This window comes from Enterobacter sp. AN-K1 (assembly GCF_020971765.1).
Taxonomy (GTDB): domain Bacteria; phylum Pseudomonadota; class Gammaproteobacteria; order Enterobacterales; family Enterobacteriaceae; genus Enterobacter; species Enterobacter hormaechei_C.
This window is the reverse complement of record NZ_CP087390.1, coordinates 1,120,616-1,146,406: the sequence shown is the minus strand read 5'-3', so window position 1 is coordinate 1,146,406 and position 25,791 is coordinate 1,120,616. Positions and strand designations below refer to the sequence as shown.

Here is a 25,791-nt window from a genome sequence, read left to right as displayed (position 1 = left end):
TGCTATCAGGTAATGATGTGTTGCTGGTTTACAAGCTCGTCGTAGGTGGTCTGAACGTTGTCCAGCGTAACGAGCGCAGATTTAGTGTAGGCGGCTCCCGTGCCGTCACGGTCGATGGAGATCACAGTATTGTTACCGCTTTGTGAAACAGACACATAGTTCCCCAGCGTCGACGCACTACCGTTCCAGCCCACCAGCAGATCGCCAATGTCGATCTTGTCTCCCTGCGTGAGGGAGAAGTTCGTCCAGTGGTCGCCCGTGCTGTTACCTGCGGTGGCGTTACCCGCCGTATTGTTCAACACCTGATAAATCAGCGTGTCGCCGTAGGCCGTGCCGCTAATCACATCGTTATGCTCCGAACTGACAAATTTCGGCGCCATGTCAATGGTCAGCGACGCGGTATCTTTCACACCGTTGGCATCGGTCAGGGTGTAGTTAAAGACCTCCTTGCTGGTAATGGTAGAGAGCGAGATCCCCGGGTTGAGGGTATAGGTGTAACTGCCGTCAGCGGCAATCGCCAGCGTCCCGTAGTGGCCCGTGATGTTTGACATCGTGCTGCCGGTGTACGGATCCAGCGTGGTGGTAACGCCGTCGTAGCCGGTAATGCTCACGCGGGTATCCACCGAGTGCAGCTGGTCCATCGCCCCTGCGGAACCGGTGCCGTCGAAGATATTGCCGTCAACGGTGTGGGTGCCTGTGGCGTCGAACTGCGACAGGGAGTAGGTCGTGCCGTTTACGCTTGGGGTAATGGTGATGTTCCCCACGCTCAGCCCCGGTACGCTGCCGGTAAAGTTCAGCGTATAGGTCCCGGCGTTGAGATCCAGCCCGGTCAGCGGAACGTCGATGCTGCCGCCCAGCAGTGAGCCTCCGCTGAAGGAGCCGCTGCGAATCACATTCGTCCCGTCAGTGATTGACCAGTTCACCGTCAGCCCGCCCAGCGACAGCAGCGAGGCCACGTTAAAGTGCAGCGAGGCGTTATGCAGCGCGGTGTTTGCATCCACCACGAAGGTTCCGCTTCCGCTGCCCTGCGTTGACCCCAACAGGGCGGTAGTCCAGCTGGCGGTGCCGACGGAGGTATCCGTATAGGTTGACGTATGGTGAACCGACGTGACGTCCATCGCGGTGCTGACATCGTTTACCGCATCCATTGGGCGCGCGGTTGGGGTGATGTTCAGCGATGCCGTGTCTTTCGAGCCGTCAGGCGCGGTGATGGTGTAGACGAAGGTATCCGGCGTGCTGATATGGTCCGCGCCGACCCCGCTGTCCAGGGTGTAGGTGTACTCCCCGGCCGCGTTGATCCGCAGCGTACCGTACTCGCCGGTGATCTCCGTCAGGCCGCTGCTGTTCACCGCCACGCCGTTAACGTCGGAGACCACGGTACCCGCTGGCGCAATATCATCCGCCAGCACATCCCCGGTGGTGCTCTCGCTCACGCTTGCCACGCTGTAGACATGATCCTGCAAGACGTTCAGCGTGTAGGCCGTCAGCGCGGTGATCCCCGCCGCCGTATTGAGCAGGAACAGGTACTCGCCGGCGGGCAGATTCAGCGTCAGCTGCGAGGAGGTGCCGCCCAGCAGCGGCGCGCGCAGCCAGCCGGGTTCAACGCGCATCTGCTCGAAGGTCTGCGTCGCATTGTTGAACTTATAGATGTAGAGGTCGAACACCGAGGCCAGCGCCACGCCGCCCACGGACGCCTGAACGGTCATGGTGCGGGTGGTGCCTTCTTCTACGGAGTAGATGATCGGGTTGGCCAGATCGTCCAGCAGGTTCAGCCCCAGCGTATTGCCAAGGTTGATCCCCACCAGGGTAAAGCCGCCCTGCGACGAGGTGCCGTTGTTAATCGCCTCCACGGTGGTATCGAAGGTCAGCGAGGCGGTATCGTCCACTGCCACGATACCGCTGCTGCTGGTGCCTTCGCCCAGCGACAGAACCAGATTTGCCGAGGCGCTGGTGCCGTTGTGGGTGATGGTGTAGGTAAAGTTCTCCGTGCGCCCAATGACGGCGGCGCTGGTGTTGGTCAGGTTATAGGTATAGCTGCCGTCCAGGTTGATGGTCAGCGTGCCGTACTGCCCCTGAATCACCGTGCCGTCAGCCGTGACGCTGGTGGTGGTGCCCTGGGCGTTGGTGACCGCGGTGACGGTGGTGCCCGCCGGGGCGTTGTCGCTGCCTGCGGTTGGGTCCACGTCGGTGATGACGTTCCCGACAACGCTGGTCTCGCCGGACACGGTGCCTGCGCTGGTCTCTTTCACCGCCACATCGAGGCTGGTGTAAGAGCCGGTTGCCAGCAGGTTAGTGTTGTAGCTCAGGACGCGATACTGACCATCCGCCAGGCCGGTCAGGTTCAGCGACACCCCCGTCGCGCCGAGGGTCAGCAGGTCAGCGAACTGCGGCTGTCCGGTGTCGACCACGGTGGTCCAGGTGTTGTTGGCGGCGTCAAAGCGCTGTACCACCAGCTCAAGGGTATTGAGCAGGGAAAGAACGGCACCCGTGGCGTTGGCGTTCACGGCAATATCCGCACTGCCGCCGCTGCCGACGGTGAAACCTACCTGTGCGGTGTCGTTGCCGAGCAGCGTCAGCACGTTACCTACGGCGCCCACCAGCAGGAAACCATAGTCGCTGTACTGCGAGTTGGTCACCGTTGCGGTGGTTGTCAGCGCCAGCTCTTCAACGTTGGTGCTGGCTGAGAGCGGCACCACCGGCGCAAGGGCTGAGCCGGGCAGCGAGACGTTGCCTGCCGCGTCGGTGGCGGTGATTTGCAGCGTCTGGCCTTCCGTCTGTTTATTGAGGAAGGTGTAGCTCCAGGAGCCGTTGCTGTCTGCCGTGGCGGTGACCGTTGAGTTATCCGCCAGACGGATGGTGACGGTACTGCCCGCTTCGGCGCTACCGGTCAGTACGCTGCCGTCTGCGTTGAAGGTCCCGGTCGGGGCCGTTGGCGCAGTGAGATCGACAATGACGGTGGTCGAGGTGGAAATCGGGCTGGTGCCCGAGCCGTTGCTCGCCGTGGCGGTGAAGGCATGCGGCCCTTCGCTCAGCACCGGCGTGGTGAAGCTCCAGTTGCCGCTGGCATTTGCGGTGACCGTGCCCATCAGCACCCCGTTGTTATAGAGGGTGATAGTCGCGTTTGGCTGCGCCGTGCCGCTCAGGGTTGGCGTGGTGTCATCGGTGGTTTTCCCGTTGGTCAGGTTGCCCGTCACCGTGCCAACGTTATCGTCGATGTTAGCGATAACCGGCGCGTTCGGGATCGTGGTGATCGGAGCAATCACGGAGGTGGTGATACCCGCGTTACCGGCCTTATCGGTAGCAAAGACAATCAGTGACTCCCCGCCGGTCTGTGGAGGGGTGAGGGTGGCGCTGAAGTTTCCGCTGCCGTCCGCGACGGCGGTACCAAGCACGGTTCCGGTGCTGCTGGTAATGGTGACGGTACTTCCTGCTTCCGCCGTACCGGTAACCTGCGTCCCGTTGGCGATCACCGCCAGCCCGGTTGGGGCTGGTGGCGGCGTCAGGTCAACGTTGATCGTGATAATCGGCGATGGCGCGCTGGTATTGCCCGCGGCATCGGTGGCGGTGGCGGTGAAGTTATGCGCGCCTTCGGTCAGCGTGGTGCTGGTTTGCGGCAGCGTCCAGTTGCCGTTGGCATCGGCAGTGACGGTTCCCACCAGCGTCGTGCCGTCGTAAATACGTACGGTGGCATTGGCTTCCGCCGTACCGTTTAAGGTCGGACGGGTGTCGTTGGTTGGGTTGGTGCCGGTGACAGGGCCGGTGACGGTTCCCACATCATCCACAATCGAGGTGATTGCCGGTGCGACAGGGGCGGTGGCATCCACATTGATGGTGTAACCCCCGGTCTGCGCGCTGGCGTTGCCCACGGCGTCGGTGGCGGAGAAGGTCAGATTATGCGGCCCGTCAGCCAGCGGGGTGGACGGCGTAAAGCTCCACGCGCCGCCGGTGGCGACCGCGGTGCCAATCTGTACCCCATTGTCATAGATGGTTACCGTCGCGCCGGCTTCTGCCGTACCGGTGAGCGTTGGACGTGCATCGTTGGTTAATCCGCCGTTGGCGACAGGCGTCGCAGCATTACCGACGTCGTCGGTGATGCTGGTCAGCACCGGTAGCGCTGGCGGCGTGGTGTCAATGGTCAGGCTGAAGTCGGCGGACGGCGCGCCGGTGTTCCCCGCCTGATCCGTTGCTTCTGCGGTAAAGGTGTGTGACCCGGTGCCCAGCGGCACGGTGATATCCACGGTCCAGTTGCCGTTAGCATCGGCAGTACCGGTGCCCACCAGCGTAGTGCCTTCGTAGATATTCACGGTGGCCAGCGGCTCGCTGGTCCCCACCAGGCGCGGGAGAGGATCGTTCGTGGTCTGGCCGGAGCCAATCGCCCCGGTGATGGTGCCAACATCGTCAATCGCCTGGGTGATAACCGGCGCGGCAGGCGCAGTCGTATCCACAACCAGCGTAAAGCCTGGTGAGGCAGGGCTGACGTTGCCCGCGGCATCGGTTGCCGTGGCGGTCCAGGTGTGGCTGCCGTTTGCCAGCGTGCCGGTGGTGAAGCTCCATACGCCGTTGGCATCAGCCACGGCGGTGCCCACCTGCTGACCATTCTCATAGATGGTGATGGTCGCGTTGGCTGCCGCGGTGCCGTTCAGCGTTGGCGTGGTGTCGTCTGTGCTTTGTCCCGAGGCGACCGGGCCCAGCACGGGACCGGCATTGTCGGTGGCAGGGGTAAAGACTGGTGCGTCGGGCACCGACGTATCCACCGTCAGGTTGAACGGTGGCGAGGTGACCCCGGTATTGCCTGCGGCATCGGTGGCGTTGAAGGTAATGGTATGCGGCCCTTCACCCAGCGCGGTGGTCGGCGTGAAGGTCCAGTTACCCTGGGCGTTGACGACCGCCGTGCCGATTTCCACATCATCGACAATAACGTGCACCGTTGCGCCCACTTCCCCCGTACCGTTGAAGGTTGGACGGGTGTCGTTGGTGGAACCGTTGCTGGCGATGATTCCCGTTCCCGGGCTGACATCGTCTATCACCGTGGTGACCACCGGGGCCGCAGGGCCGGTGGTATCCACCGTAAAGGCGAATACTGGCGAGTTGGCGGAGACGTTTCCGACATCATCGCTGGCGTTGACGCGCAGGTTATACGTCCCGTCAGTCAGAACCGGATCCGGCGTAAAGGACCAGTTACCGTTGCCGTCGACCGTAGTGGTACCAATCTCCACGCCGTTATTCAGAACGTGAATGGTGGTACCCGCCTGGCCGGTGCCGCTCAGGGTTGGCGTGGTGTCATTGGTGACCTGCCCGGCGGTAAGCGGGCCGGTTACGCCACCCGGAGCGTTGTCGCTGACCGTATCGATCGTCGGCACCTGTGGCGCCGTCAGATCGATATTGATGCTCCAGACGCCGGACGGCTGGCTGACGTTGCCCTGCGGATCCGTCGCTCTGACCGTAAAGTCATGCGTCCCTTCCCCGAGGGCGGTTTCTGGGGTAAATGTCCAGGCGCCGGTACCGTCTGCCGACACCGTACCAATCTGCGTGGCGCCATCAAAAATGGCGACGACGCTGTTCGGCTCGGCGGTACCGGTCAGGGTTGGCGTGGTGTCGTTGGTTGGATCGCCGCTTGGGACAGGCGTTGCCGCATTGCCTGCGTTATCCGTCACGCTGGTAATCACCGGCGTGGTGGAAACGGTGTCGACCACAATGATGATCCCGGCCGACGGGGTGCTCTCATTGCCTGCCGGGTCGGTGGCGGTCACGGTCAGGGTGTGGCTGCCGTCGTCCAGCGCAGGCGGCGTGTAGCTCCAGGTGCCGGTCGGACCGACAACAACGGTGCCCAGCGGGTCGCCGTTATTGTACACGGTAATGGTGTCCCCGGCCGTGCCTGTCCCGGTCAGGGTAGGACGGTTGTCGTTGGTACTCTGCCCGTCGGCGATTGGGCCCGTGACCGGACCTACGTCATCGGTCACCGCACCGATGGCTGGCGCTGTCGGGGCGGTAAGGTCGACGGTGACGATCGCGACAGGCGACTGCCCGCTGGTCGCGCCGGTGGTGGTGTTTGTGGCGGTGACGGCGAAGGTATGCGGCCCTTCCGTCAGCGGCAGGAGCGGCGTGTAGCTCCAGTTGCCGTTGGTATCTGCAACGACAGTGGTCACCGGAAGCAGCGATGCATCCTGATAAATGGCGATCACGCTGCCCGGATCGGCGGTGCCGGTAAGGGTAGGCGTGGTGTCATTGGTGGTTTTATCTTTCACGTCGCCCGTGACGGGATCGACGTCATCGTTGATCGCCGTAATCACCGGTACCGCAGGCAGCTCGAGCGGAGAGTCCGGCACGTCAAAGGTGGTTGACGGGCTGGCATTGCCTGCGGGGTCCGTGGCGATCAGCGTCAGCGTCGCGGCATCCAACTGGGCCGGGGAGAGGGCAATGGAGAAGTTGCCTCCCGTCGCGACCCCGGTCCCGATGATATTGCCGTTGGCGTCACGAACCGTGACGGTGGTTCCGTCATCCGCCGTACCGGTCAGCGGGGTGCCCTCCGCGGCAATGGTGATATTGGTTGGCGTTGCAGGCGGCAGGGTATCCACCGTCACGCTGAGATCCCCGGAGCTGGCGGAGGTATTCCCCGCCGCGTCACTCGCGGCCACTGAGAAGGTATGCGGCCCCTCGGTAAGCGCAGGGTCGGCGGTCCAGGACCATGTCCCGTTCGGCTGAACCTCCACGACCACCGGCGAGGCGACACCATCAACAGAAACGGTGACGCTCGAACCCGGCTCGCCAATCCCGGTGAGGGTTGGCGTACCGTCGCGGGTGTAAAGCACGCTGTTGGTCAGCTGGCTGTCAGAGACGGCGTCAATTTGCGGCACGGTTGGCGCCTGCGTATCAACCTCCACCGTAAAGACCGGGCTTACCGGGCTAACGTTACCGGCATCGTCCACCGCGGCGACGGTGATATTCAGCGGGCCGTCAGTCTGCGTCGGCAGGGTATAGGACCATCCGCCATTGACGACTTCAACGCGATCCACTTCCACGCCGTTGTTGTAGATGATCACCGTCTCGCCGGTGGTGCCGGTTCCGCTCAGGGTCGGTGTGGTGTCGTTAGTGGACCCGCCGTTCTGCGCGCCGGCGATGTCGCTGATAACAGGGGTGTCCGGGGCGAGGGTATCGACCGTTATCGTGATACCGGCTGATGGCACAGATTCATTCCCGGCTTCATCGGTGGCGGTCGCCGTGTATTCATGCGTCCCTTCGCCAATGTTGCTCTCAGGACGCCAGCTCCAGTTACCGTTACCGTCCACCGTAACGCTGCCCACGGCCTGCGGCTCGCCTGTACCCACCTGGTCATAGATGGTAATGACGTCATTCGGCGTACCGGCGCCGCTCAGGACCGGACGCGGATCGTTGGTGGATTCGCCATCCAGCACGGGACCGGTGATCTGGCTTACGCTGTCTGTCACCGTTGGGGTTCCCGGCTGGGCAGGCGCGTCGGTATCAATGGTAATGGTCACCGGCGTGGACGGGGCGCTTTCGTTCCCGGCGCTGTCCTGGTTGGTCACCGTCAGGGAGAGATCGTAGGTGCCGTCAGGCAGCGGAGTGGTGGGTGTCCAGCTCCAGTTACCGTCGCCATCGATCTCGGCTTCACCAATTTTGGTGGCGCCATCGTAAATGTTCACGGTATCCCCCGGTGTGCCCGAGCCGCTCAGGGTTGGCGTGGTATCCCGGGTGGTCTCCCCAGGATTCAGGGCCGTCCCCGGCGTGCCGCCGTCCGGGTTGACGGTGATCTCAGGAATATCCGGCGTTGCAGGCGCGGTCGTGTCGATCGCCAGTTCAAACGGCGGCGAAATGGTGGTGTTACCCGCCTCATCCGTTGCGTGGACCGTCAGCGAGTGCGGGCCGTCCGTCAGCGGCGTGGTTGGCGTGAAGCTCCAGCCGCCGCTGCCGTCGAGCACCGCCGTGCCGAGCAGGGTGGTTCCGTCATAGATCGTGATGGTGGTGCCGTCCGGTGCGGTTCCCTGCAACTGCGGCAGCGTGTCGTCGGTGGTGTCCCCGCTGTTAAGCGGAAGCTGCACGGGCCCCACGTTATCGGAAACGGTGTCAATGGTGGCCGCCGGTGGCGGAGTCGTATCGACGGTAAAGGTAAAGCCGGCTGATGGTGCGCTGGCGTTGCCCGCCGCATCGCTCGCGACGACGGTGAACGTATGCTGCCCGTTCACTAATGGGGTAGTAGGCGTGAAGGTCCATGCGCCACCGCTGTTGACAACGGCAGTACCAATATCCTGTCCGTCCAGACGGATCGTCACGGTGGAGCCCGGCTCGCCGGTACCGTTCAGCGTCGGGAGCGTGTCGTTGGTGGTTTCATTGGTGTCGAGCGCACCCGTGCGGCCCGGTACGTCATCAATGACCTGCGTAATGGCCGGCGCGCCCGGGGCGGCGGTATCCACCGTGATGCTCCAGGTGTTCGATGTCCCGCTGAGGTTATTGTTGGCGTCAACCGCCGTCGCCGTCAGTACGTGCCCGCCGTCCGGTAGCGCGGTTTCCAGCGTGATGGACCACTGACCGTTCGCCGACACGACTGCGGTGCCAATTTCGGTAGTACCGCTGTAGAGGGTGATGGTGGTGCCAGGCTCGCCCGTTCCGTTGATGGTAGGCGTGCTGTCGTTGGTGAGACCGTTCTGGCTGACAGGACCGGTGACGCCGGGGGCATCATCCACCACGCCCGTGATGACCGGGGTTTGTGCCGCGGTGATGTCCGGCGCGTCAAACGGCGCGGTCGGACCGGTGTTTCCGGCGGTATCAGTGGCATCGGCGGTCAGGGCTTCGCCGTTGGCTTTCGGCGGGATCAGATCTACGCTGAAATTCCCCTGATCGTCGGCGACCGCTTCCCCGACCTTCACGCCATTTTCACGAATGGTGACGGTACTGCCCGGCTCGGCTGTACCGGTTACGGTGGTGCCGTCGGCAGAGATCACCACGTTTTCCGGCGCCAGCGGTGGGGTGCTGTCTGGCGCGTCGGCAAAGCCAGACGGACTGGTGTTACCGCTGCCGTCGGTGGCCGTCACTTCAAGGGCTTCGCCGTTGGTCTGGGCTGGCGAAATCGGGATGGTAAAGGTGCCGTCCGGGCCGGCGGTGGCCTGGCCGATGATCGTACCGTCCGGCGCTTTAATGATAATCGTGCTGTTTGGCTCGGCGGTTCCGCTGACGCTGGCCCCGTCTTCCGCCACCACCAGGTTGCCCGGTGCGGCAGGTGGGGTGATATCCGCTGCGTTAACCAGCGCCGGTGAGCTCTGGTTGCCTGCGGCATCGGAGGCGACCACGGAGATAATCTCGCCGTTGGTCTGCGCAGGGTTCAGGTTGACGACATAGTTGCCGTTGCTGTCGGCAGTGGCGGTCCCGATTTGCAGCCCGGCATTGTTGGTGATGACGATTTTACTGCCCGGCTCGGCGGTACCGGTGATCTGGGTGCCTGCGGAGTTGAGCGTCGCAACCGGCATGTCTGGCGGCGTAAGATCGACGGTAAAGTTGATCGGCTGAGACAGACCGCTCTGGTTGCCTGCCGCATCGGTTTCCCGCAGGGTAATCGAGTGTGCGCCTTCTGCCAGTGGACTCGTCGGCGTGATGCTCCAGGTACCGTTCGGCAGAACGGTGGTGGTGCCGATAACAACGCCGTTATCGTAAACCGTGATCGTGCTGCCCGGTTCGCCTCTGCCCGTCAGGCGCGGCTCTGAGGCATCGGTAAATTGCCCGGCACCGATCGCCCCTTTCAGTACGCCCGTGTCGTCGTTAATGATAAATCCGGAAGGCGTTTGCGGCGCGGTGACATCTACCGTGACGGTAAAGACCGGCGAGGCCGGGCCAGTGTTACCGGCGACGTCGGTAGCGCGCACGGTAAGCTGATGGCTGCCTTCGCTCAGGTTCACCGACGGCGTAAAGCTCCAGCTTCCGTTACTGCCCACAACCGCTGTGCCAATGGCAATGCCGTTATCATAGATGGTGACCGTCGAGCCCGCTTCCGCCGTGCCGGTGAGCTGTGGCCGTGGGTCGTTGGTGCTGCTTCCACTCCCGAGCGTGCCGGTGCCAGGCGCAACATCATCGGTGATGCTGACGATCGCTGGCGCGCCAGGCGCGACGGTATCGACCACGAAGGTTACCGCCGTGGACGCCGGGCTGGTATTGCCTGCGGCATCGGTCGCGGTGGTGGTAATGGCGTGGCTGCCTTCAGACAGGTTGGTCGACGGGGTAAAGCTCCATTTCCCGGTGGCATCGGCTGTGGCGGTGCCAATCGGTTTCCCGTTGTCATAGAAGGTAATGACGGTGCCGGCTTCACTGATTCCGCTGAACGTCGGACGCGCATCGTCCGTGCGTTGTCCGTTGCTCAGCGGGCCTGTTTCGGCGCCCACGTTATCATTGACGGTGACAATCTCGGGTGCATCCGGCGCGGTTAAATCCGGTGCCGTGACCTGAACGCCCGGGCTGGTATTGCCGGACGGATCGGTGGCGGTAGCGGTGATCTGTTCTCCGTTGGTAAGCGGCGTACCGAGATCAATCGTAAATTTCCCGTCGCTGCCCGCTTTGACCGTTCCGATGGTGTTGCCATCGGCATCTTTCAGGGTAACGGTGCTGCCCGGCTCAGCGGTACCGGTGACGGTTTTGCCGTCAGGGGAGACCTCCAGATTGGCCGGGGCATCCGGCGCGGTGAGATCCGGTGCCGTAACCTGACCGCCCTGGCTGGTATTGCCGGACGGATCGGTGGCGGTGGCGGTGATCTGTTCCCCGTTGGTGAGTGGCGTACCGAGATCAATCGTAAATTTCCCGTCGCTACCCGCCTTGCCCGTTCCGATGGTGTTGCCATCGGCATCTTTCAGGGTAATCGTGCTGCCCGGCTCAGCGGTACCGGTGACGGTTTTGCCGTCAGGTGAGACCTGTAGATTGGTGGGGGCATCCGGAGGCGTGGTATCTGGCTCGGAAGGATTTCCCGGATTGCCGGAATTCGGACTGTTGTTATCGTCATCCCCGCCACCTCCACCGCCGGTTCCCGCCGCAATGGCAATCCCACCTGCGACGGCCAGGCCACCCAGCACCCAGGGCCACGCTGCGGCGCCGCCGGTATCACTCCCTGACGCCGCCAGTAGGGCGTCCGTGGAGGCGATGGATTCATAGGTGGCGGCACCGGTTGGATCTTCAATCCACCACAGCGCACCGTCGCTCTCCTCAAGCACCAGCTGGCTCACGCCCTGCGCGTCGGTGATGTAGAAATTCTTAAGGGTAATCACTTCGCCCGAGTTGAGGGTAATCACCAGATCGTTTCCGCTGCGGGAGTAACCTGAGATGTCGGCGCGATCCACGTTAAGTTTAACGATTGAGGAGTGATCGAGTGTTATCTGTGTCCCTTCCGTGGTCGTTTCCACGCCAGTTAGTTTCGATATAACAGATATTTGGCTCATACAGTTATTACTCCAGCAGAGTTATTGTTTACGGCGTGTCAGACGTGGCCATATTTTCTGAAGGGATGAGGGCGCTCCCGGCGAAAATACTGTGAATAAAACAGTATTTACCGTTGCTTTCTTTAGAGCGACCGAGATCCGCCAGCAATCAACGTGGCAACATCAGGGCGAAGCTAATTATTTACATGAGAAACTGTTATTTATTTATATTTTCGTGTTTTATAAACCTTATTATTTGTGCAGGTATTATTTATTTTGCTGTAAAAATGATATAGCTATAAATATCTGAATGTGCAAATTAAGTGTCTGTAAACCCTGCACTGTGATTGCAGAGAAAATTAATTGATAGCGCGAATATATTTTGTTGGCTATGCGGGCCGCGCCACAGAGGCGTTGGCGTACAGGCGGTCGGGATTAGGTAGTGGAAGAAATGAGAGGGGGACAATACTGAATACACAGGCTTTATTTATAATTCCAGCGAATATTAATGACTGCTTAATTATGATTTAAGTTAGGGTAAATCATCTGCTGTATGATATATTTCAAAGAATCGCATTGATAAAATATATTTTCGGTTTGGGTTTGGATTCTGCTACGCATAAAAATAAACTGTCGACTTCACATATTTCATAAATAAAAAGGCCGCAAATGTGGCCTTTCTGAGGGGGGAGGTTTAGCCGAAAGAGATAATCCCCATTTCAATCAGTGCGGCGAGCGTCAGAAGAATAAAGAGGATAACGACTATGGGTCTGTACATTTGATTTTCCATCCATGTTTATCATGCAATCCGTTTTATGTGCATCATTATTGATGATGGTGCAGGCGATCCCTGCCCCCCTATTTTGCGCCACTTTGCCGTAAAAATCAGTTAGCTGCTGGCACTTTTTCTACTTTTTCTCCGGCCCGACGGGCCGTGGCTGGCAGGATGTCGGCATCCGCCACGTAGCCATCAGGATCGAGACAGCGATTGTGTTCTCTCGCCTGGTGCAGGATCGCTTCGTCCCAGTACAGGCGCTTACGCTGATCGCCCCGGGTCGTCAGAATAAACTCCACATTGCCATCAACCGCGCGGTAGCGGCGCCAGCTGTTTGCCGGAATGGAGATCACCGAACGTTCCGGGGCGATAATGCTGACTTCCTTACCCGCCTCGTTCCAGGTCACCTCCAGCTGGCCTTTAAAGACCATGATCACCTGAATATCCGGGCAGAGATGGCGACCGACAATGTGGTCGTCAGCAAGCCGCAGCCATTCGACGGAAAAACCGTGCGGGCTCAGGATAGCGGGAGCGGAATCCCGATCCTGTGAAATGCCGAAACCGATAACCGGCGCAATTTCGCCGCCGTGTCCCGGCAGCACCGAGTCCAGCAGTCCCTGCGCTGACCAGCAGCGATCATCGCCGGTTACCGCACGCTGGCGCATCTCCTCAACGCTGTAGTCACGCAGACCGGCAATATATTGTTCTGACAGCGGCGTCAGCAGCGTGGCGGGATCGGGCGTTGGTTCACCTGCCTCCTGCGCAATCAGCATATTATCCTTGCTGAGATACATACCGTACTCGCTGGCGGCCGCCAGCACTGACGGGTGCCAGATGATGCCGCCCGTGTTGTCCCCGCCGAGCACGGTAAATACCATGCCGCAGGTATCTTCTTTACTGACGTTGGTGAAACCGCGGAAGATCCAGGTCGGTATTGAGAGGATGGTGGGCGCGCTAAATTCCGCTTCATGCTCGCCGTTGGCGCCCCAGCGAAAACGCCATGTCCCTTCATGGATCAGGAACACTTCTGCGGTGAAATGCAGATGCAGGTTATTGGTTACCCCTTTCGGCATAGCCGCCGCGCCAATGTTAAAGCCGTGCGGCTCGGGGATATTAACAATCTGCTCGCTGGACTGAGTTACACCCGGGCCGATGAAGGAATAGTTTTGTTTGAGATGCGAACCGGGCAGCTTGCAATCAATAAAAGCAAGATTGCAGGAAACCATATCGTCGGGGGCGATTAACCGTGTTCGTGCCTGGCTCTGGCTAAGATGGATAGTTTTCATCATTTCTCCTTTTAATAACCGGATGCACCGGTGGTAGGGATGGCGTTGCCGCGGGCGAGAGCAATTGCTTCACGTGAGGCGCGACCCAGCTGCATAACGTCGTTTGCTGGGGTAACAAACTGGAAACCCTGCGCAATACGCGCTGCGGCGGCCGCGCCGGAAGTGCAGAAAATACCGGCAATCTTCTGCTGCTGGCGGCAGCAGTGAATTACCCGCTCAATAGCAGCAAGCATTTCGGGATGTTGGGATTCGGCGCTGGCGCTGCCGGTCAGCGTCAGCGAGAGATCGTTGGGGCCAATAAACACACCGTCCAGTCCTTCGGTATCAAGGATGGCGTCAAGATCCGCCAGCCCTTCGCGGGTTTCGATCATTGCCAGCGTCAGGATCTCGTCGTTAGCGTGCTGTGGATAATCACTGCCGCCGTAGAGTAGACCTCTGGCCGGACCAAAGGAGCGAACACCCAGCGGTGGATAGCGACAGGCAGCGACAAAACGGCGAGCCTGTTCCGCGCTGGAGATCATCGGACAGATTACGCCATACGCGCCGGCGTCTAATACGCGCATGATTTGCGCCGGATCGTTATCTGCCACCCTCACCAGCGGCACGGCAGGCGTGCTCGATAGCGCCTGTAGCATCGACAACGCGCTGGCAAAATCAATCATGCCGTGCTGCAAATCGACGGTGACGGCGTCGTAACCCTGATGGCCCATAATTTCCGCGCTATACCCGGACGGGATCGCCAGCCAGCCGTTAACGATCGGGGTATTTTCCAGAAATGCGGTCTTTAAACTGTTTTTGCGCACTGTATGCACTCCGTTATCCACTGACGCAGCAGCGGCGCGATCTCATCCGGGGTTTCCAGCGGAATAAAATGCCCGCCAGCCTCCACCGTATGCCTGGTCACGTTCGCGTTGCCTGCCGCCAGTAGCTGATGATGATGGGGCGTGCAGATAACGTCCTGCGCGCCGTTTAGAAGTAAAGTGGGGCAGGAGAGGGCGTTAAACGCAGCCCGGTTGTCCTGCCGGTGAATGGCCATTTCCGTTTGCTCCGCAAAGGTCTCAATGCCGCACTCTTGCGCCATTCGGCAAATAGTCTCTTGCAGGATCCGATCGGACAGACGTGACGGGGCGACATAGCTCTGCCACAGCGAGGAGACCAGCCAGTCGGCCAGGCCCCGCGCCTGTGCGGTGTGTACCGCTTCCCGGCGTGAAGCGAGGGTGTCTGGCGCAACGGGCAACGGATTAACGGAAATCAGCGCCAGCCCGTTCACTCTTTCTGGCGCGTCGGCGGCCATTTGCAGCGCGACAATCGCGCCGAGCGAAAAGCCTGCCAGCAGAAAGCGCGGCGGCAGAACCTTTAACAACCGCCGTGACGCCTGCGGCGCGGACTCTGCGCCCGTCAGCGTGATGCACAGCACCGCTGAGACGTTCAGCCGTTCAATGACGGGCTGCCAGAGCCGGGCGTTACACAGCGTGCCGCCAAGCAGCACCAGCGGCAGATCGGTATTGTCCAGAAGCGGATATTCCATTGCATCCCTCACGTAGCCGTCCAGCCGCCGTCAACCATCAGGGCGCTGCCGGTGATCAGCCCGGCGGCTTCAGAGGCGAGGAACACCACCGGCCCCATAATGTCCTCCAGCCTGCCTGGCCGGCGCAGTTTGATGTTGTCCAGCACATAGCGGCGAAATGCCGGGTCGGCGAGCGACGAACGCGTCAGGTCGGTTTCAATGAAGGTCGGGCACAGCGTATTGACACGGATCCCCGCATCGCCCAGCTCCAGCGCCATCGTTCGGGTTAACCCTTCAAGCGCGAATTTGGAGGCACAGTACACGCTACGCTCGGGGCCACCAACGTGTCCCATTTGCGATGAGATGTGAATAATCGATCCCCCCTTACCGCCCGCCCGCATTCTGCGCGCCACATGCTGGCTGATAAAAAAGGTGGCGCGCAGGTTAAGCGCCATCACCGCATCGAAATTATCCTCGTTCACCTCAAGAAACGGCTGGTGGCGGGCCAGCCCGGCACTGTTCACCAGAATGTCGGGCGTGGGCAACGTCGCCAGCACACGCGCCACCTCCTGAGTGTCGGTAATATCCAGTTCCAGCGGGTGAAATGCGAGACTGTGTTCCGCTACCAGACCTGTGGCATGCGCCAGCGCCTCGCGGCCCCGGGCGGCGATCCATACCTCTGCTCCCGCCTGTGCGAGGGCGACGGCGGCGGCGAAGCCAATCCCTCTTGACCCGCCGGTCACCAGCGCGCGTTTGCCGTGCAGGGTGAAAGAGGGCGTTTGCAAAAGCGTCATGGCTTACACCTTTTCCCTGACCGGGGCCGGTGTGGCGTAGGGAACTTCCGTCTTGCCATAACGGCGCACGCGAATATTGGCCTGCTCGGCATGTCCGGCGAACCCTTCCAGCAGCGACAGACGGGAACAATAGCTGCCGATTTCGGCAGTGGCTTCGTCGCTGAGGACTTTCTGGAAGGTGCAGGTTTTCATGAACTTGCCCACCCACAGGCCGCCGGTATAACGTGCGGCTTTCTGCGTGGGCAGGGTGTGGTTGGTGCCGATCACCTTATCGCCGTAGGCCACGTTAGTACGCGGTCCAAGGAACAGCGCGCCGTAATTGGTCAGGTTAGCCAGGAACCAGTCGTCCCGGTCGGTCATCACCTGAACATGTTCGGAAGCGATACGATCTGCCTCCAGCAGCATCTCTTCGTGGCTGTCGCAGACGATGATTTCCCCGTAGTCCTGCCACGACTGGCGGGCAATGTCGGCGGTAGGGAGCTTTTCCAGCAGCCGTTCCACTTCGCTGAGCGTCTCTTTGGCAAGTTGAAGCGAGTTCGTCAGCAGGATGGCAGGGGTGGTGACGCCGTGTTCGGCCTGGCCCAGCAGGTCCGTGGCGCACATTTCCGCGTCAACAGTGTCATCGGCAATCACCAGCGTTTCCGTCGGACCGGCAAACAGATCGATACCTACCCGGCCGAACAGCTGGCGTTTGGCCTCCGCAACGAAGGCGTTACCGGGCCCGACCAGCATGTCGACCGGTGCCAGCGAGTCCGTGCCCAGCGCCATGGCGCCTATCGCCTGAATGCCGCCAAGGGCATAGATTTCCGTTGCGCCAGCCATTTTTTGCGCCGCGACAATCGCCGGGGCGGGCTGACCGTTAAACGGCGGGGCACAGCTGATGATTCTTGAGCACCCCGCCACGCTGGCAGTGATGATCGACATGTGCGCGGAGGCGAGCAGGGGATATTTTCCGCCAGGCACGTAACATCCTACGGCGTTAATCGGAATATTTTTATGCCCGAGGATCACCCCGGGACGTGTTTCAATTTCCAGGTCCCGCAGACATTCTTTCTGCGCGCGGGCAAAATTCGCCACCTGCTGTTGGGCAAATTCAATATCCTGAATATCCTGGCGGCTTAACTGTTTTATGCAGCGGTCAATCTCCGCGGACGTCAGACGATAATCCTGACGGTCATAACGATCGAATTTAATGGATAATTCGCGAATGGCTTTATTTCCGCGTTTTTCAATATCCGCAAGTATTTGTTCAACCGTTTCTCTTATTTGCTGGTTGGCTTGCTGGCGCTCTTCGGTAGATTTACCGGTTTTTAATTTCCAGGACACTCGCTTCTCCTTACCTTTTTCAGATGTCAGTTGTCCTCCCGGCGAGCCGGGAAAGGGTGTTTACTTCAGAAAGGGTTATTAATCCGGCGCGGCAGCGTACGCACCGTTTTTTAATAATTGGGCTGAGGTTTGCGTTTTACGGGCATATACCCATCGAGCGGACAGCGGCGTGGCAATAGCGGCCACAACGGAAAGGGCGGCAATCAATATATAACCGGACGACAGGTTAATATGTTGCATCATTACGCCCATCATTACCGGCCCGACAAACATGCCGCAGGAATAAATGGTCTGGAATAGTCCCATTCGCGTGGATTGTTCATCAGACGAGGTATTCACTACGCTTAGCGACATGAATGCGGCAAAGGCCATACCGAACGAGAACCCCGCCAGCGCCTGCCACAGGTAAATCACATAGATATTGCTGGTAAAGGGAATGCCGAAAGTGGAAATCACCTGTAAAACGATGCCGAGCACGGCGGTTTTTACCAGCCCAAGGCGCTGATAAAACACCGAGCTGCACAGGGCGATGGCCAGCCCGTAAAAAAGAAGGTGAATGTTACCCAGCAGCGCGAGGATCCCCGCCCGGGCGCCAAGCTGCTCGGCATAGACCGGCGTCAGCGTGTCGCGGGTGGCGAAGGGCACCAGAATGACGACGGTCGCCAGGATGCCAATCAGCCAGACGGAACGGTCGGCCAGCTGCTGGCGCGCGCCGGTAATGCAGGCTTTAAGCGTGGGGGCCTGAACCGGGTCGTGCACGTCCTGAATGCGGGTCGTCAGGAATAACGCCACCAGGGCGGAGATGCAGGAGACAAAAAAGGCGATGTTATTGGCGAAATAGTGAATCAGCACCGCGCCAATACAGTTACCGAGAAACACGCCGATGGGCCCTGCCAGCGCCAGCAGCGCGACGGCGGCAGGCGCTTCGTTGCGACCGAAGTAACGCATGAACAGGATGTTGTACAGCACCCAGGTCGCCGCCGTGACACCGTCTGCCGCTTTCGCCAGATACAGCGTAATGGCGTTGGGTTCAAGCCAGGCAATCGGCCAGGCGATAATTGGCAGCAGCAGGCCAATCTGGATGAAGATCCTGCGGCTTTTAACCACGTCGGAAATAATGCCTAACGGGAAGCGTATCAGAAGGGTTGCCAGACCGGACGCGCCCATGATGATGCCCATGATCTGTGGCTCAATGCCCTGGTTGATCATCATGGGGGCCAGGAATGCATCAATGCTATGAATGCAGATAAAGAACAGGATGCTGATGATGAAAAAGAGCCGGGCTTCCCGACGGCGTAACAGTGCTTGAAACATGGTTTTGAACCTCTTAAGAATTAATGGGTTATAACCAGTCAGGGACGACGTTTACCGGTTCAATCCTTTGGGCGACTCCTGTTCTCTCCGGTACCATTGACGGTATGAAAACTCTTTGCATACGTATTCAAGATTTGAAGTTACGAAAAGGTTTCACATTTGTAAAGTGATCTCGATCTTGTTGTGAGAATTTTAATTTTTTGTGTTGCATACGCATGCAAAGGTGGTGTAAGTATAAAAAACACCCACTTGCTGAGGCGTTTGAAGCACGCGCAAATGGGCAGGACGTTGATAAGGAATCAGGGGTAATGAAACGTAAGACTTTTGCAGCAGTCACATCCCAACAGGTCGCTCAGCTGGCGGGGGTATCGCAATCTGCGGTGTCGCGAACGTTCACGCCGGGGGCCAGCATTTCACCGGCAACGCGTGAAAAAGTGCTGAAGGCAGCGCGCGAGCTGGGCTATCGCCCGAATGCGATCGCCCGTTCGCTCAACACGGCTCGTTCGCGCATTATCGGTGTCGTCATTTCTTACTTTGATAACCCCTTTTACTCGCAGGTGCTGGAGGCGCTGGCGCAAAAGCTGGATACGCTGAACTATCACCTGCTGCTGTTCGTTGGCGATCGGGAAGGTAACGTAGACCGTATTTTTGACCAGATTATGCAGTACCGGGTGGATGGCATTGTGCTGGCCTCGGTGACGCTGTCGCTGGAGTTATCCGAGGAGTGCCTTGCCGCCGGGATCCCGGTAGTGCTGTTTAACCGCAGCGAAGAGAGTGGCATGGCCTCCAGCGTCAACAGTAATAACGAAGCGGCCGCGCGGCAGATTGCCGAGTTTCTGCTGGCGGGGGAGCACAAGCGTTTTGCCTACGTGGGCGGCGTGGCCGATTCCCCGGTCAATATCGCCCGCCAGCGCGGGTTCATTTCCACGCTGGAAGAACATGGCATCACCGATGTCCGGGTGGTGCACGGGAATTACGACGCTCAGCAAACCACCCGGGCAGCCTATACCCTGTTTTCGACGTCGCCAGCGCCGGATGCGGTCTTTGTCGCCAACGATCATATGGCCGTCACGGTAATGGATGTGGCGCGCTATGAGTTTGGTTTGCGCATTCCGGAGGAGGTCTCCGTTGTCGGCTATGACGACATCGGCCCTTCCGGCTGGCCCTCTTATGCGTTGACCTCGGCGTCGCAGCCGGTCGGCGCGATGGTGGATGCCACGGTGGAACTGTTAATGAAGCAAATTGACAGCGGAACCATAGAGCCTGAACAGATTACGGTGCCCGGTACGCTGGTGATACGCCACTCGGCGCGTCGCCCACGCAGCGGCGTTATCGAAACCAATGGTTTAACGCTATTCCAGTCTAAGGAGCGCACATGACCAGATTACGGGGCTTCAGCCCTCAATTCGACTCTATCCAGCAGTTCATTTTGACGCTGACGCACGTGGTGTGGGAGCAGAAAGATATCGGCCAGCTGGCGGATTTTTACGCCACGCCGGTGGTTTTCACTACCCCCGAAAAACAGCTGCATGAGCTTTCCCAGTTTATGCGCCTGACGCTTGAGGCGATGCACAGCTTCCCGCAGCGAGCGGTGCTGACGGAGGATATTCTGTGCAGCCAGAACCCGGGGGACGAGTACTATGCGGCGCAGCGTACCGTAGCCCGCATTCAGCACCAGGGGGAGGGATTTTTTGGCCCGCCGACCGGGAAAAATGTCTGGGTCCGCACCTGGGCCGATCGCATCTGTGTTGATGGTGCCGTACGCCAGGAGTGGCTGCTTCAGGATCGTGCCGCGATTGTGGCGCAACTGGGGCTGGATGTCCGCGACTTTGCTTTTAACCTGGCGACCATGCGCCAGCAGCTTGGGCTGGAATCTGTGTCTGCTGAGACGCTGGACGCCCGCTGGGCGGGGGGGCCTGAGGGCGACGACGTGGAAGGGGCGCTGGCCGGGGTCGTTGAGCGCTACTTAACGATGTGGGCGGGCGGTAACAGCGGCGTGGTGCCCGGTCTCTATCACCCGGCGGCGACGCTGTACGCGCCGGGGCACTGCCTCTGCACCGGCGAACAGGAAATTGGCGCACAGCTTTCCGGTTATCGCGCTTCATTTGCCGACAGCGAAACGCAGCTTCATCACCTGATTGTGCGTAAAGATCCTAATGAGCCGATTCGACTTTCATTGCGCTGGTCGTTGTTAACCTGGCATGACGGTTACGGCAAATTTGGTGCGCCGACCCGTAAACCCATATCAATTACCGGTATCAGCCAGCTTGAATTACGTGATGGTTTAATTTTCCGTGAATATCTGGGGATCGATGAATTAGCGATTTGGTCGCAAATGTTTAATTAATGGGGCGGCAGCCCCCTTATTCCGGCTGCAAAAAATAACCGTGTTTAATTCACCCTCACTTACGGGTGCGGGTTCTTATTGTCTGAAAACAGAGCAGGAGTTTATATGTCTTCCACCGAAGCAACAAATAAAGCACCAGCCGTACCCGAAAAAAGCAGCGTGAAATCGCTGAAAGAGGAACCTGTATTACAGGTGGAGCGTCGTGATTTTGTCGATCTGGTACCGGAAAAAAGACCGCGCGTGCAATCATTACGCGGCTTTGATGACTGCTATACCGATATTGTCGATTATATCGTTCGCTGCACCCATAAAATATGGGACGAGCGCGATGTCGGTTTAATTTATTCTCACTATACCCATAACTGCGTGCTGTATAACGCGCTGGGGACACTCTATAACCGCGAACAGGTGGTACAGGATACGCTGCAACGCTTAATTGCCTTCCCGGAACGGCGCGGAATGGCAACCCAGGTTATCTGGAACGGAAATGATGTTGACGGTTTTTATACCTCTCACCTGGTGACGGGAAGCGGGCGGCATACCCAGCACAGCCATTTAGGTAAGCCGACGAACCGTACGTTTGTGACGCGTACCGTGGCGGATTGCATGATCCACGAGAATAAAATTTATCGGGAGTGGGTGGTCAGCGACAATATGTCACTGATGAAACAGCTTGGCCTGAATACCGATCAAATCGCATTTAATATGGCAAAGGAGCAGTTCGATAAAGGCTTCCGCGTGATGGACATCGGCGAAAACGGCCGCATGCTGGGGCAATATCCGCCGGAGATGGAGTGCGATGTTTCCATTGCGCACACCGATACGGAGGAGCAGTGCCTGCGCTGGCTGCATGAGATCTACAACCGCCGGATGTTTGGCAAGATCAAAGAAGTGTATGCGCCTAACGTACAGTGGCACGGTCCGCTGATGAAAGAGCTGTACGGCACCGCGGCGGTAACCCATCAGACGCTGGCGCTGGTGGGGATGATCCCTGACGGCGCGTGGCTGCCGCAGCATATTTGTTCCAACCCGTGCGATGAAGGCGGCGTCAAAGTGGCCGTACGCTGGATTATCGAAGGACATCACCTGGGTTACGGCGAACTCGGCAAGCCGACCGGAGAACGACTGTTCGTGATGGGCATGTCGCACTACCACATCGTCAACGGAAAAATTGTTGATGAGTGGGTGGTTTATGACCATCTGGCGCTGCTGGCGCAGATCAAACTCGGCCAGATGGAGGACGCGTAAATGTTAAATCAGGTGAGCTGGATTAAGCGTCCGCAGGGGCAGGATGCGCAGGCCGATCGTTCCCTGACGGAGAAGGTCAGCGCCATTATCGAGCGCGTGAAAACCGAGGGCGATACGGCGCTAAGAGCCTTTTCGCAGCAGTTTGATCATGTCGTACCGGCGCAGTTTGAGGTGAGCGAGCAGGAGATTGCCGAAGCACTGGAGGGGATGGATGCCCAGACGCGCCGCGACAGTGAGTTTGCCATTAATCAGGTGCGTCGTTTTGCGCAGGCGCAGCTGGCGACCATGCTGCCGCTGGAGGTAGAGACGCTGCCTGGCGTGCATCTCGGTCACCGGATCATCCCGGTGCAGACGGTGGGCTGCTACGTGCCGGGCGGACGGTATCCGATTCTCTCCGCACCCGTGATGTCGATTGTTCCTGCGACGGTGGCGGGCTGTGAACAGATTATCGCCTGTCTGCCCCCGGGCGCCCATCCGGCGATGATTGCAGTTTGCCATCTGGCGGGCGCGCACCGCATTTTCAAAGTTGGCGGCGCGCAGGCCATTGCGGCTATGGCCTGGGGAACGGAGAGCATTCCGTCGGTGGACAAAATCGTTGGGCCAGGCAACGCCTTCGTTAACGAAGCGAAACGCCAGGTGTTTGGTCGAGTCGGCATTGATGCCCTCGCCGGGCCGAGCGAGATTTTCACTATCGCCGACGACAGCGCCGATCCGCGCATTCTGGCCGCCGATATGCTGGCGCAGGCAGAACACGATATTCATACCCGCGTCGGGCTGGCGACAACCAGCCGGGATATCGCTGAGCGTACCCTGGCGGAGGTTGAGCGTCAGCTTGCCAGCCTGCCAACGGCCGCCACGGCGGGCGAGGCGTGGCGCCGGCAGGGTGAGATTGTGCTCTGCGAAGATGAAGCGCAGCTGATTGCGTTTGCTGACCATATGGCGACGGAGCATTTGCAGGTGCATACCCGCGATCCGCACGCGACGGCAGCGAAGATCCGCAACTATGGCTCGCTGTTTATTGGTCAGAACGCCAGCGTGGTGTTCTCCGATAAATGCTGCGGCACCAACCATACGTTACCGACGATGGCGGCGGCACGCTATACCGGCGGTCTGTGGGTAGGGGCATACGTCAAAATCTGTACCCATCAGTGGATTGACGAGCAGGGTATCCCGGCAATCGCAGAACCGGCGATCCGCCAGAGCCGTACCGAGGGGATGCAGGGGCACCGACGGGCGGCGGAAATTCGTCTGCGTCCGCAGGACATTGATGCCATTACTACCGGCATGCGGGACTAAAACGTATCCCGGGCAGCCTTCTGCCCGGTTTTCAGCACGGGGAGCCTGAGACTATGAAGCGCCTGATACCGCCAGACGACTGTCCGGAGGAAATTGCCCGCCGTCTCGACGTCATACAGCAGCACCGGGCGCTCAACGCGATCCTCGGGGTTAACCCTGACGCCATGTCTCAGGCGGAACAGCATCAGCAGCAGCGTCGGCGTGGAGAGCCGATCGGCCCCCTGCACGGCGTGCCGCTGATCGTCAAAGATAATATTGCCTGCGCGCCGATGCCGATCACCCTTGGCTGCCGTGCGCTGGCCTCACTTAACGCGACAGCGGATGCACGGGTCGTGCAGCGATTGCGCAGAGCGGGGGCGATTATTCTTGCCAGGGCCAATATGTCCGAGTTCGCGTTCGATGTGCGCTCGCGAAGCTCGCTGGGGGGCGATGTGGCGAATCCACTTTGCCCGACACTCACCGCCGGAGGTTCCAGCGGAGGATGCGCCGCGGCGGTGGCGGCTGGAATGGCGGATGGCGCATTGGGTACCGATACCGGCGGCTCTATCCGCATTCCCTGTAGCTATACCGGGCTGGTGGGGCTACGACCTGCCTTTCGCCGTTCACAGCTGGACGGCGTGGCGCCGCTCTCGCCCAGCAAAGATACCGTTGGGCCAATGGTACATAGCGTTGAAGATGCCGCCTTGCTGCATGCGGTGATCCATGGCCTGCCGCCGGTTGCGCTTCCTGTGCGTTCGCTGAAAGGCGTTCGCTTTGGCGTGGTGACCGCGTTACACGGAGAGGATGAGGTACAGCTGGAGGTCTGGCAGTCGGCGCTGCACACGTTGCGCCGTGCCGGAGCGACGCTGGTGGAGGTTTCACTCCCCTTCCTTGAAGAGGTGAGGCAGGCCACCTGCCTCAGTCTGTATGAATTTCGCGTGGCGATTGACGACTGGCTTAGCAAACAGCCAGGCGCTCCCTCCGGCCTGACATGCATTGTGGACTCCGGCGCTTTCCTGCCAGAGTTTGCGCCGTTTCTACGTCAGATGCTGGCGAGTAACACGCTGAAAACCCCTCTCTGGCTGGCGGGGCGTCGCTTTCAGCGCCTGTTGCGGCAGAACCTTTGCCAGGTAGCGGAGGTGCAGCGCATCGACGGATTTGTGTATCCCACCGTACAACGATTACCAGAAAGTATGGCGAAGATGCCGCCAGGCTGCGCGCCGGAACTGGCCGCCATCAGCGGCCTGCCTGCCATTACGTTGCCCTGTGGCGTAAGCCGTATCGGGCTGCCGGTGGGGATGGAGATGTTATCGGCGCAGGAGGATGAGACGATGCTGATGACGCTGGCGCTGGCGTGTGAGGGGGCATTGCACAGTAAATGAAGATATAAAAAACCCGCAGGGCTTGCACCATGCGGGCTTTAATGCGTTCACAGGATGGATTGAGCCAGCATGTTATGACCGCAAACGCTTGCCGGTCTGGGCATCAAACAAGAACATTTTTTCCGCGTCTACGGTGAGGAAGACCTTCTGACCCACGTTGATATCCAGCTTTTCATGGGACACCACGATCAGTTCCTGATCGTTGATACGCACCCGGATCTCCTGGCCTTCCCCGGTCATCTCTATCAGCACGATTTCCGCTGGCATCCCTGACTCGCCGATCCGGATATAGTGCGGTCGGGTGGCGCAGATGATCTCCATCCCTTCAATATGTGAGCGGAGGGGGCAGGGGAAGCGGTAGCCGTTGTTGAGCACAATCTCGCCGTGCTGAATCACGCCTTTAAGGGTGTTAATTTCCGGCGTGCCGATAAAGCCCGCGACAAACAGGTTATCCGGGTTACGGTACAGCTCTTCCGGGGTGCCGACCTGCTCAATATGTCCGGCATTCAGCACCACAATCCTGTCCGCCATGGTCATCGCTTCCGTCTGATCGTGCGTGACGTAGATGGTGGTGCGACCCATCCGCTGGTGGATCTTACGGATTTCGCCGCGCATTTTATGGCGCAGTTTGGCGTCCAGGTTGGAGAGCGGTTCATCAAACAAAAAGGCCTTCGGGTCACGCACCAGCGCGCGTCCCATCGCCACGCGCTGACGCTGGCCGCCGGAAAGATCCCGCGGGAGGCGATCGAGCAGATGCGTCAGGCCGAGGATTTCCGCTGCCTCTTCCACGCGCGCCATCCGTTCCGCTTTTGAGACGCTGGCAAGCTTCAGGGCAAAACTCATGTTGTCCCGCACCTTCATGTGTGGATAGAGCGCATAGCTCTGGAACACCATGGCGATATCGCGTTTTTTGGCGGGCAGAGTGTTGACCACCTCCCCGTGCATCAGCAGTTCACCGGAGGTGATGTCTTCCAGACCCGCAATCATGCGCAGCAGGGTGGATTTCCCACACCCGGACGGGCCGACCAGCACAATAAATTCGCCTTCGTGAATGCTCAGCGAGATCCCTTTAATGATGCTGACGTTGCCGTAGGATTTGCCGAGATTATTTAAAACGATTTGGCTCATG

The 25,791-nt window shown here is 59.6% G+C and carries 13 protein-coding genes; 5 read left to right on the top strand and 8 right to left on the bottom strand.

The window, feature by feature from the left end; all coding sequences use genetic code 11:
- Positions 1-5: 5 nt before the first annotated feature.
- From LOC22_RS05485 to LOC22_RS05455, 7 genes are all read right to left on the bottom strand, one after another.
- Complete coding sequence (locus tag LOC22_RS05485; protein ID WP_230239415.1) at positions 6-11,429, bottom strand: BapA/Bap/LapF family large adhesin; 11,424 nt, start codon at positions 11,427-11,429, stop codon at positions 6-8.
- 864 nt (positions 11,430-12,293) lie between these two features.
- Positions 12,294-13,469, bottom strand: a complete 1,176-nt coding sequence (locus LOC22_RS05480; RefSeq protein WP_040118015.1) for a hypothetical protein — start codon at positions 13,467-13,469, stop codon at positions 12,294-12,296.
- 11 nt (positions 13,470-13,480) lie between these two features.
- Positions 13,481-14,272 carry an HpcH/HpaI aldolase family protein gene (locus tag LOC22_RS05475; protein WP_023295301.1) on the bottom strand — a complete coding sequence of 264 codons (792 nt, stop codon included), beginning with the start codon at positions 14,270-14,272 and terminating at the stop codon, positions 13,481-13,483.
- The gene (locus LOC22_RS05470; protein ID WP_163296737.1) at positions 14,254-14,997 is read right to left on the bottom strand and encodes an alpha/beta fold hydrolase; all 744 of its coding nucleotides are present in this window, start codon (positions 14,995-14,997) and stop codon (positions 14,254-14,256) included. The genes LOC22_RS05475 and LOC22_RS05470 overlap by 19 nt, the downstream gene beginning before the upstream one ends.
- Positions 14,998-15,005: 8 nt before the next feature.
- Positions 15,006-15,770: an SDR family NAD(P)-dependent oxidoreductase gene (locus tag LOC22_RS05465; protein WP_230239414.1), complete on the bottom strand. Its 765-nt coding sequence runs from the start codon at positions 15,768-15,770 to the stop codon at positions 15,006-15,008.
- A 3-nt stretch (positions 15,771-15,773) separates the two neighbouring features.
- Positions 15,774-17,096 (bottom strand): histidinol dehydrogenase, encoded by a 1,323-nt coding sequence (gene hisD / locus LOC22_RS05460; RefSeq protein ID WP_045333240.1) that lies wholly within the window; start codon positions 17,094-17,096, stop codon positions 15,774-15,776.
- A gap of 78 nt (positions 17,097-17,174) precedes the next feature.
- Positions 17,175-18,410: an MFS transporter gene (locus LOC22_RS05455; RefSeq protein WP_230239413.1), complete on the bottom strand. Its 1,236-nt coding sequence runs from the start codon at positions 18,408-18,410 to the stop codon at positions 17,175-17,177.
- A 308-nt stretch (positions 18,411-18,718) separates the two neighbouring features.
- On the opposite strand from LOC22_RS05455, the gene LOC22_RS05450 reads away from it, so the two are divergent.
- The 5 genes from LOC22_RS05450 to LOC22_RS05430 all read left to right on the top strand — a co-directional run bounded on the left by LOC22_RS05450 (position 18,719) and on the right by LOC22_RS05430 (position 24,662).
- The gene (locus tag LOC22_RS05450; protein WP_003862277.1) at positions 18,719-19,789 is read left to right on the top strand and encodes a LacI family DNA-binding transcriptional regulator; all 1,071 of its coding nucleotides are present in this window, start codon (positions 18,719-18,721) and stop codon (positions 19,787-19,789) included.
- Positions 19,786-20,757, top strand: a complete 972-nt coding sequence (locus tag LOC22_RS05445; RefSeq protein WP_230239412.1) for a nuclear transport factor 2 family protein — start codon at positions 19,786-19,788, stop codon at positions 20,755-20,757. Before LOC22_RS05450 ends, LOC22_RS05445 begins: the two co-directional genes overlap by 4 nt.
- Positions 20,758-20,862: 105 nt before the next feature.
- The gene (locus tag LOC22_RS05440; protein ID WP_015571629.1) at positions 20,863-22,005 is read left to right on the top strand and encodes an ester cyclase; all 1,143 of its coding nucleotides are present in this window, start codon (positions 20,863-20,865) and stop codon (positions 22,003-22,005) included.
- Positions 22,006-23,301 carry a histidinol dehydrogenase gene (gene hisD, locus LOC22_RS05435; RefSeq protein ID WP_015571628.1) on the top strand — a complete coding sequence of 432 codons (1,296 nt, stop codon included), beginning with the start codon at positions 22,006-22,008 and terminating at the stop codon, positions 23,299-23,301.
- Between the two features lie 53 nt (positions 23,302-23,354).
- A complete protein-coding gene (locus LOC22_RS05430) occupies positions 23,355-24,662 on the top strand; it encodes an amidase (protein WP_090280244.1) in 1,308 nt (435 codons plus the stop codon).
- A 72-nt stretch (positions 24,663-24,734) separates the two neighbouring features.
- Here the strand turns inward: LOC22_RS05430 and LOC22_RS05425 are convergent, their stop codons facing one another.
- The gene (locus tag LOC22_RS05425) at positions 24,735-25,790 is read right to left on the bottom strand and encodes an ABC transporter ATP-binding protein (protein WP_045349524.1); all 1,056 of its coding nucleotides are present in this window, start codon (positions 25,788-25,790) and stop codon (positions 24,735-24,737) included.
- Position 25,791 lies beyond the last annotated feature (1 nt).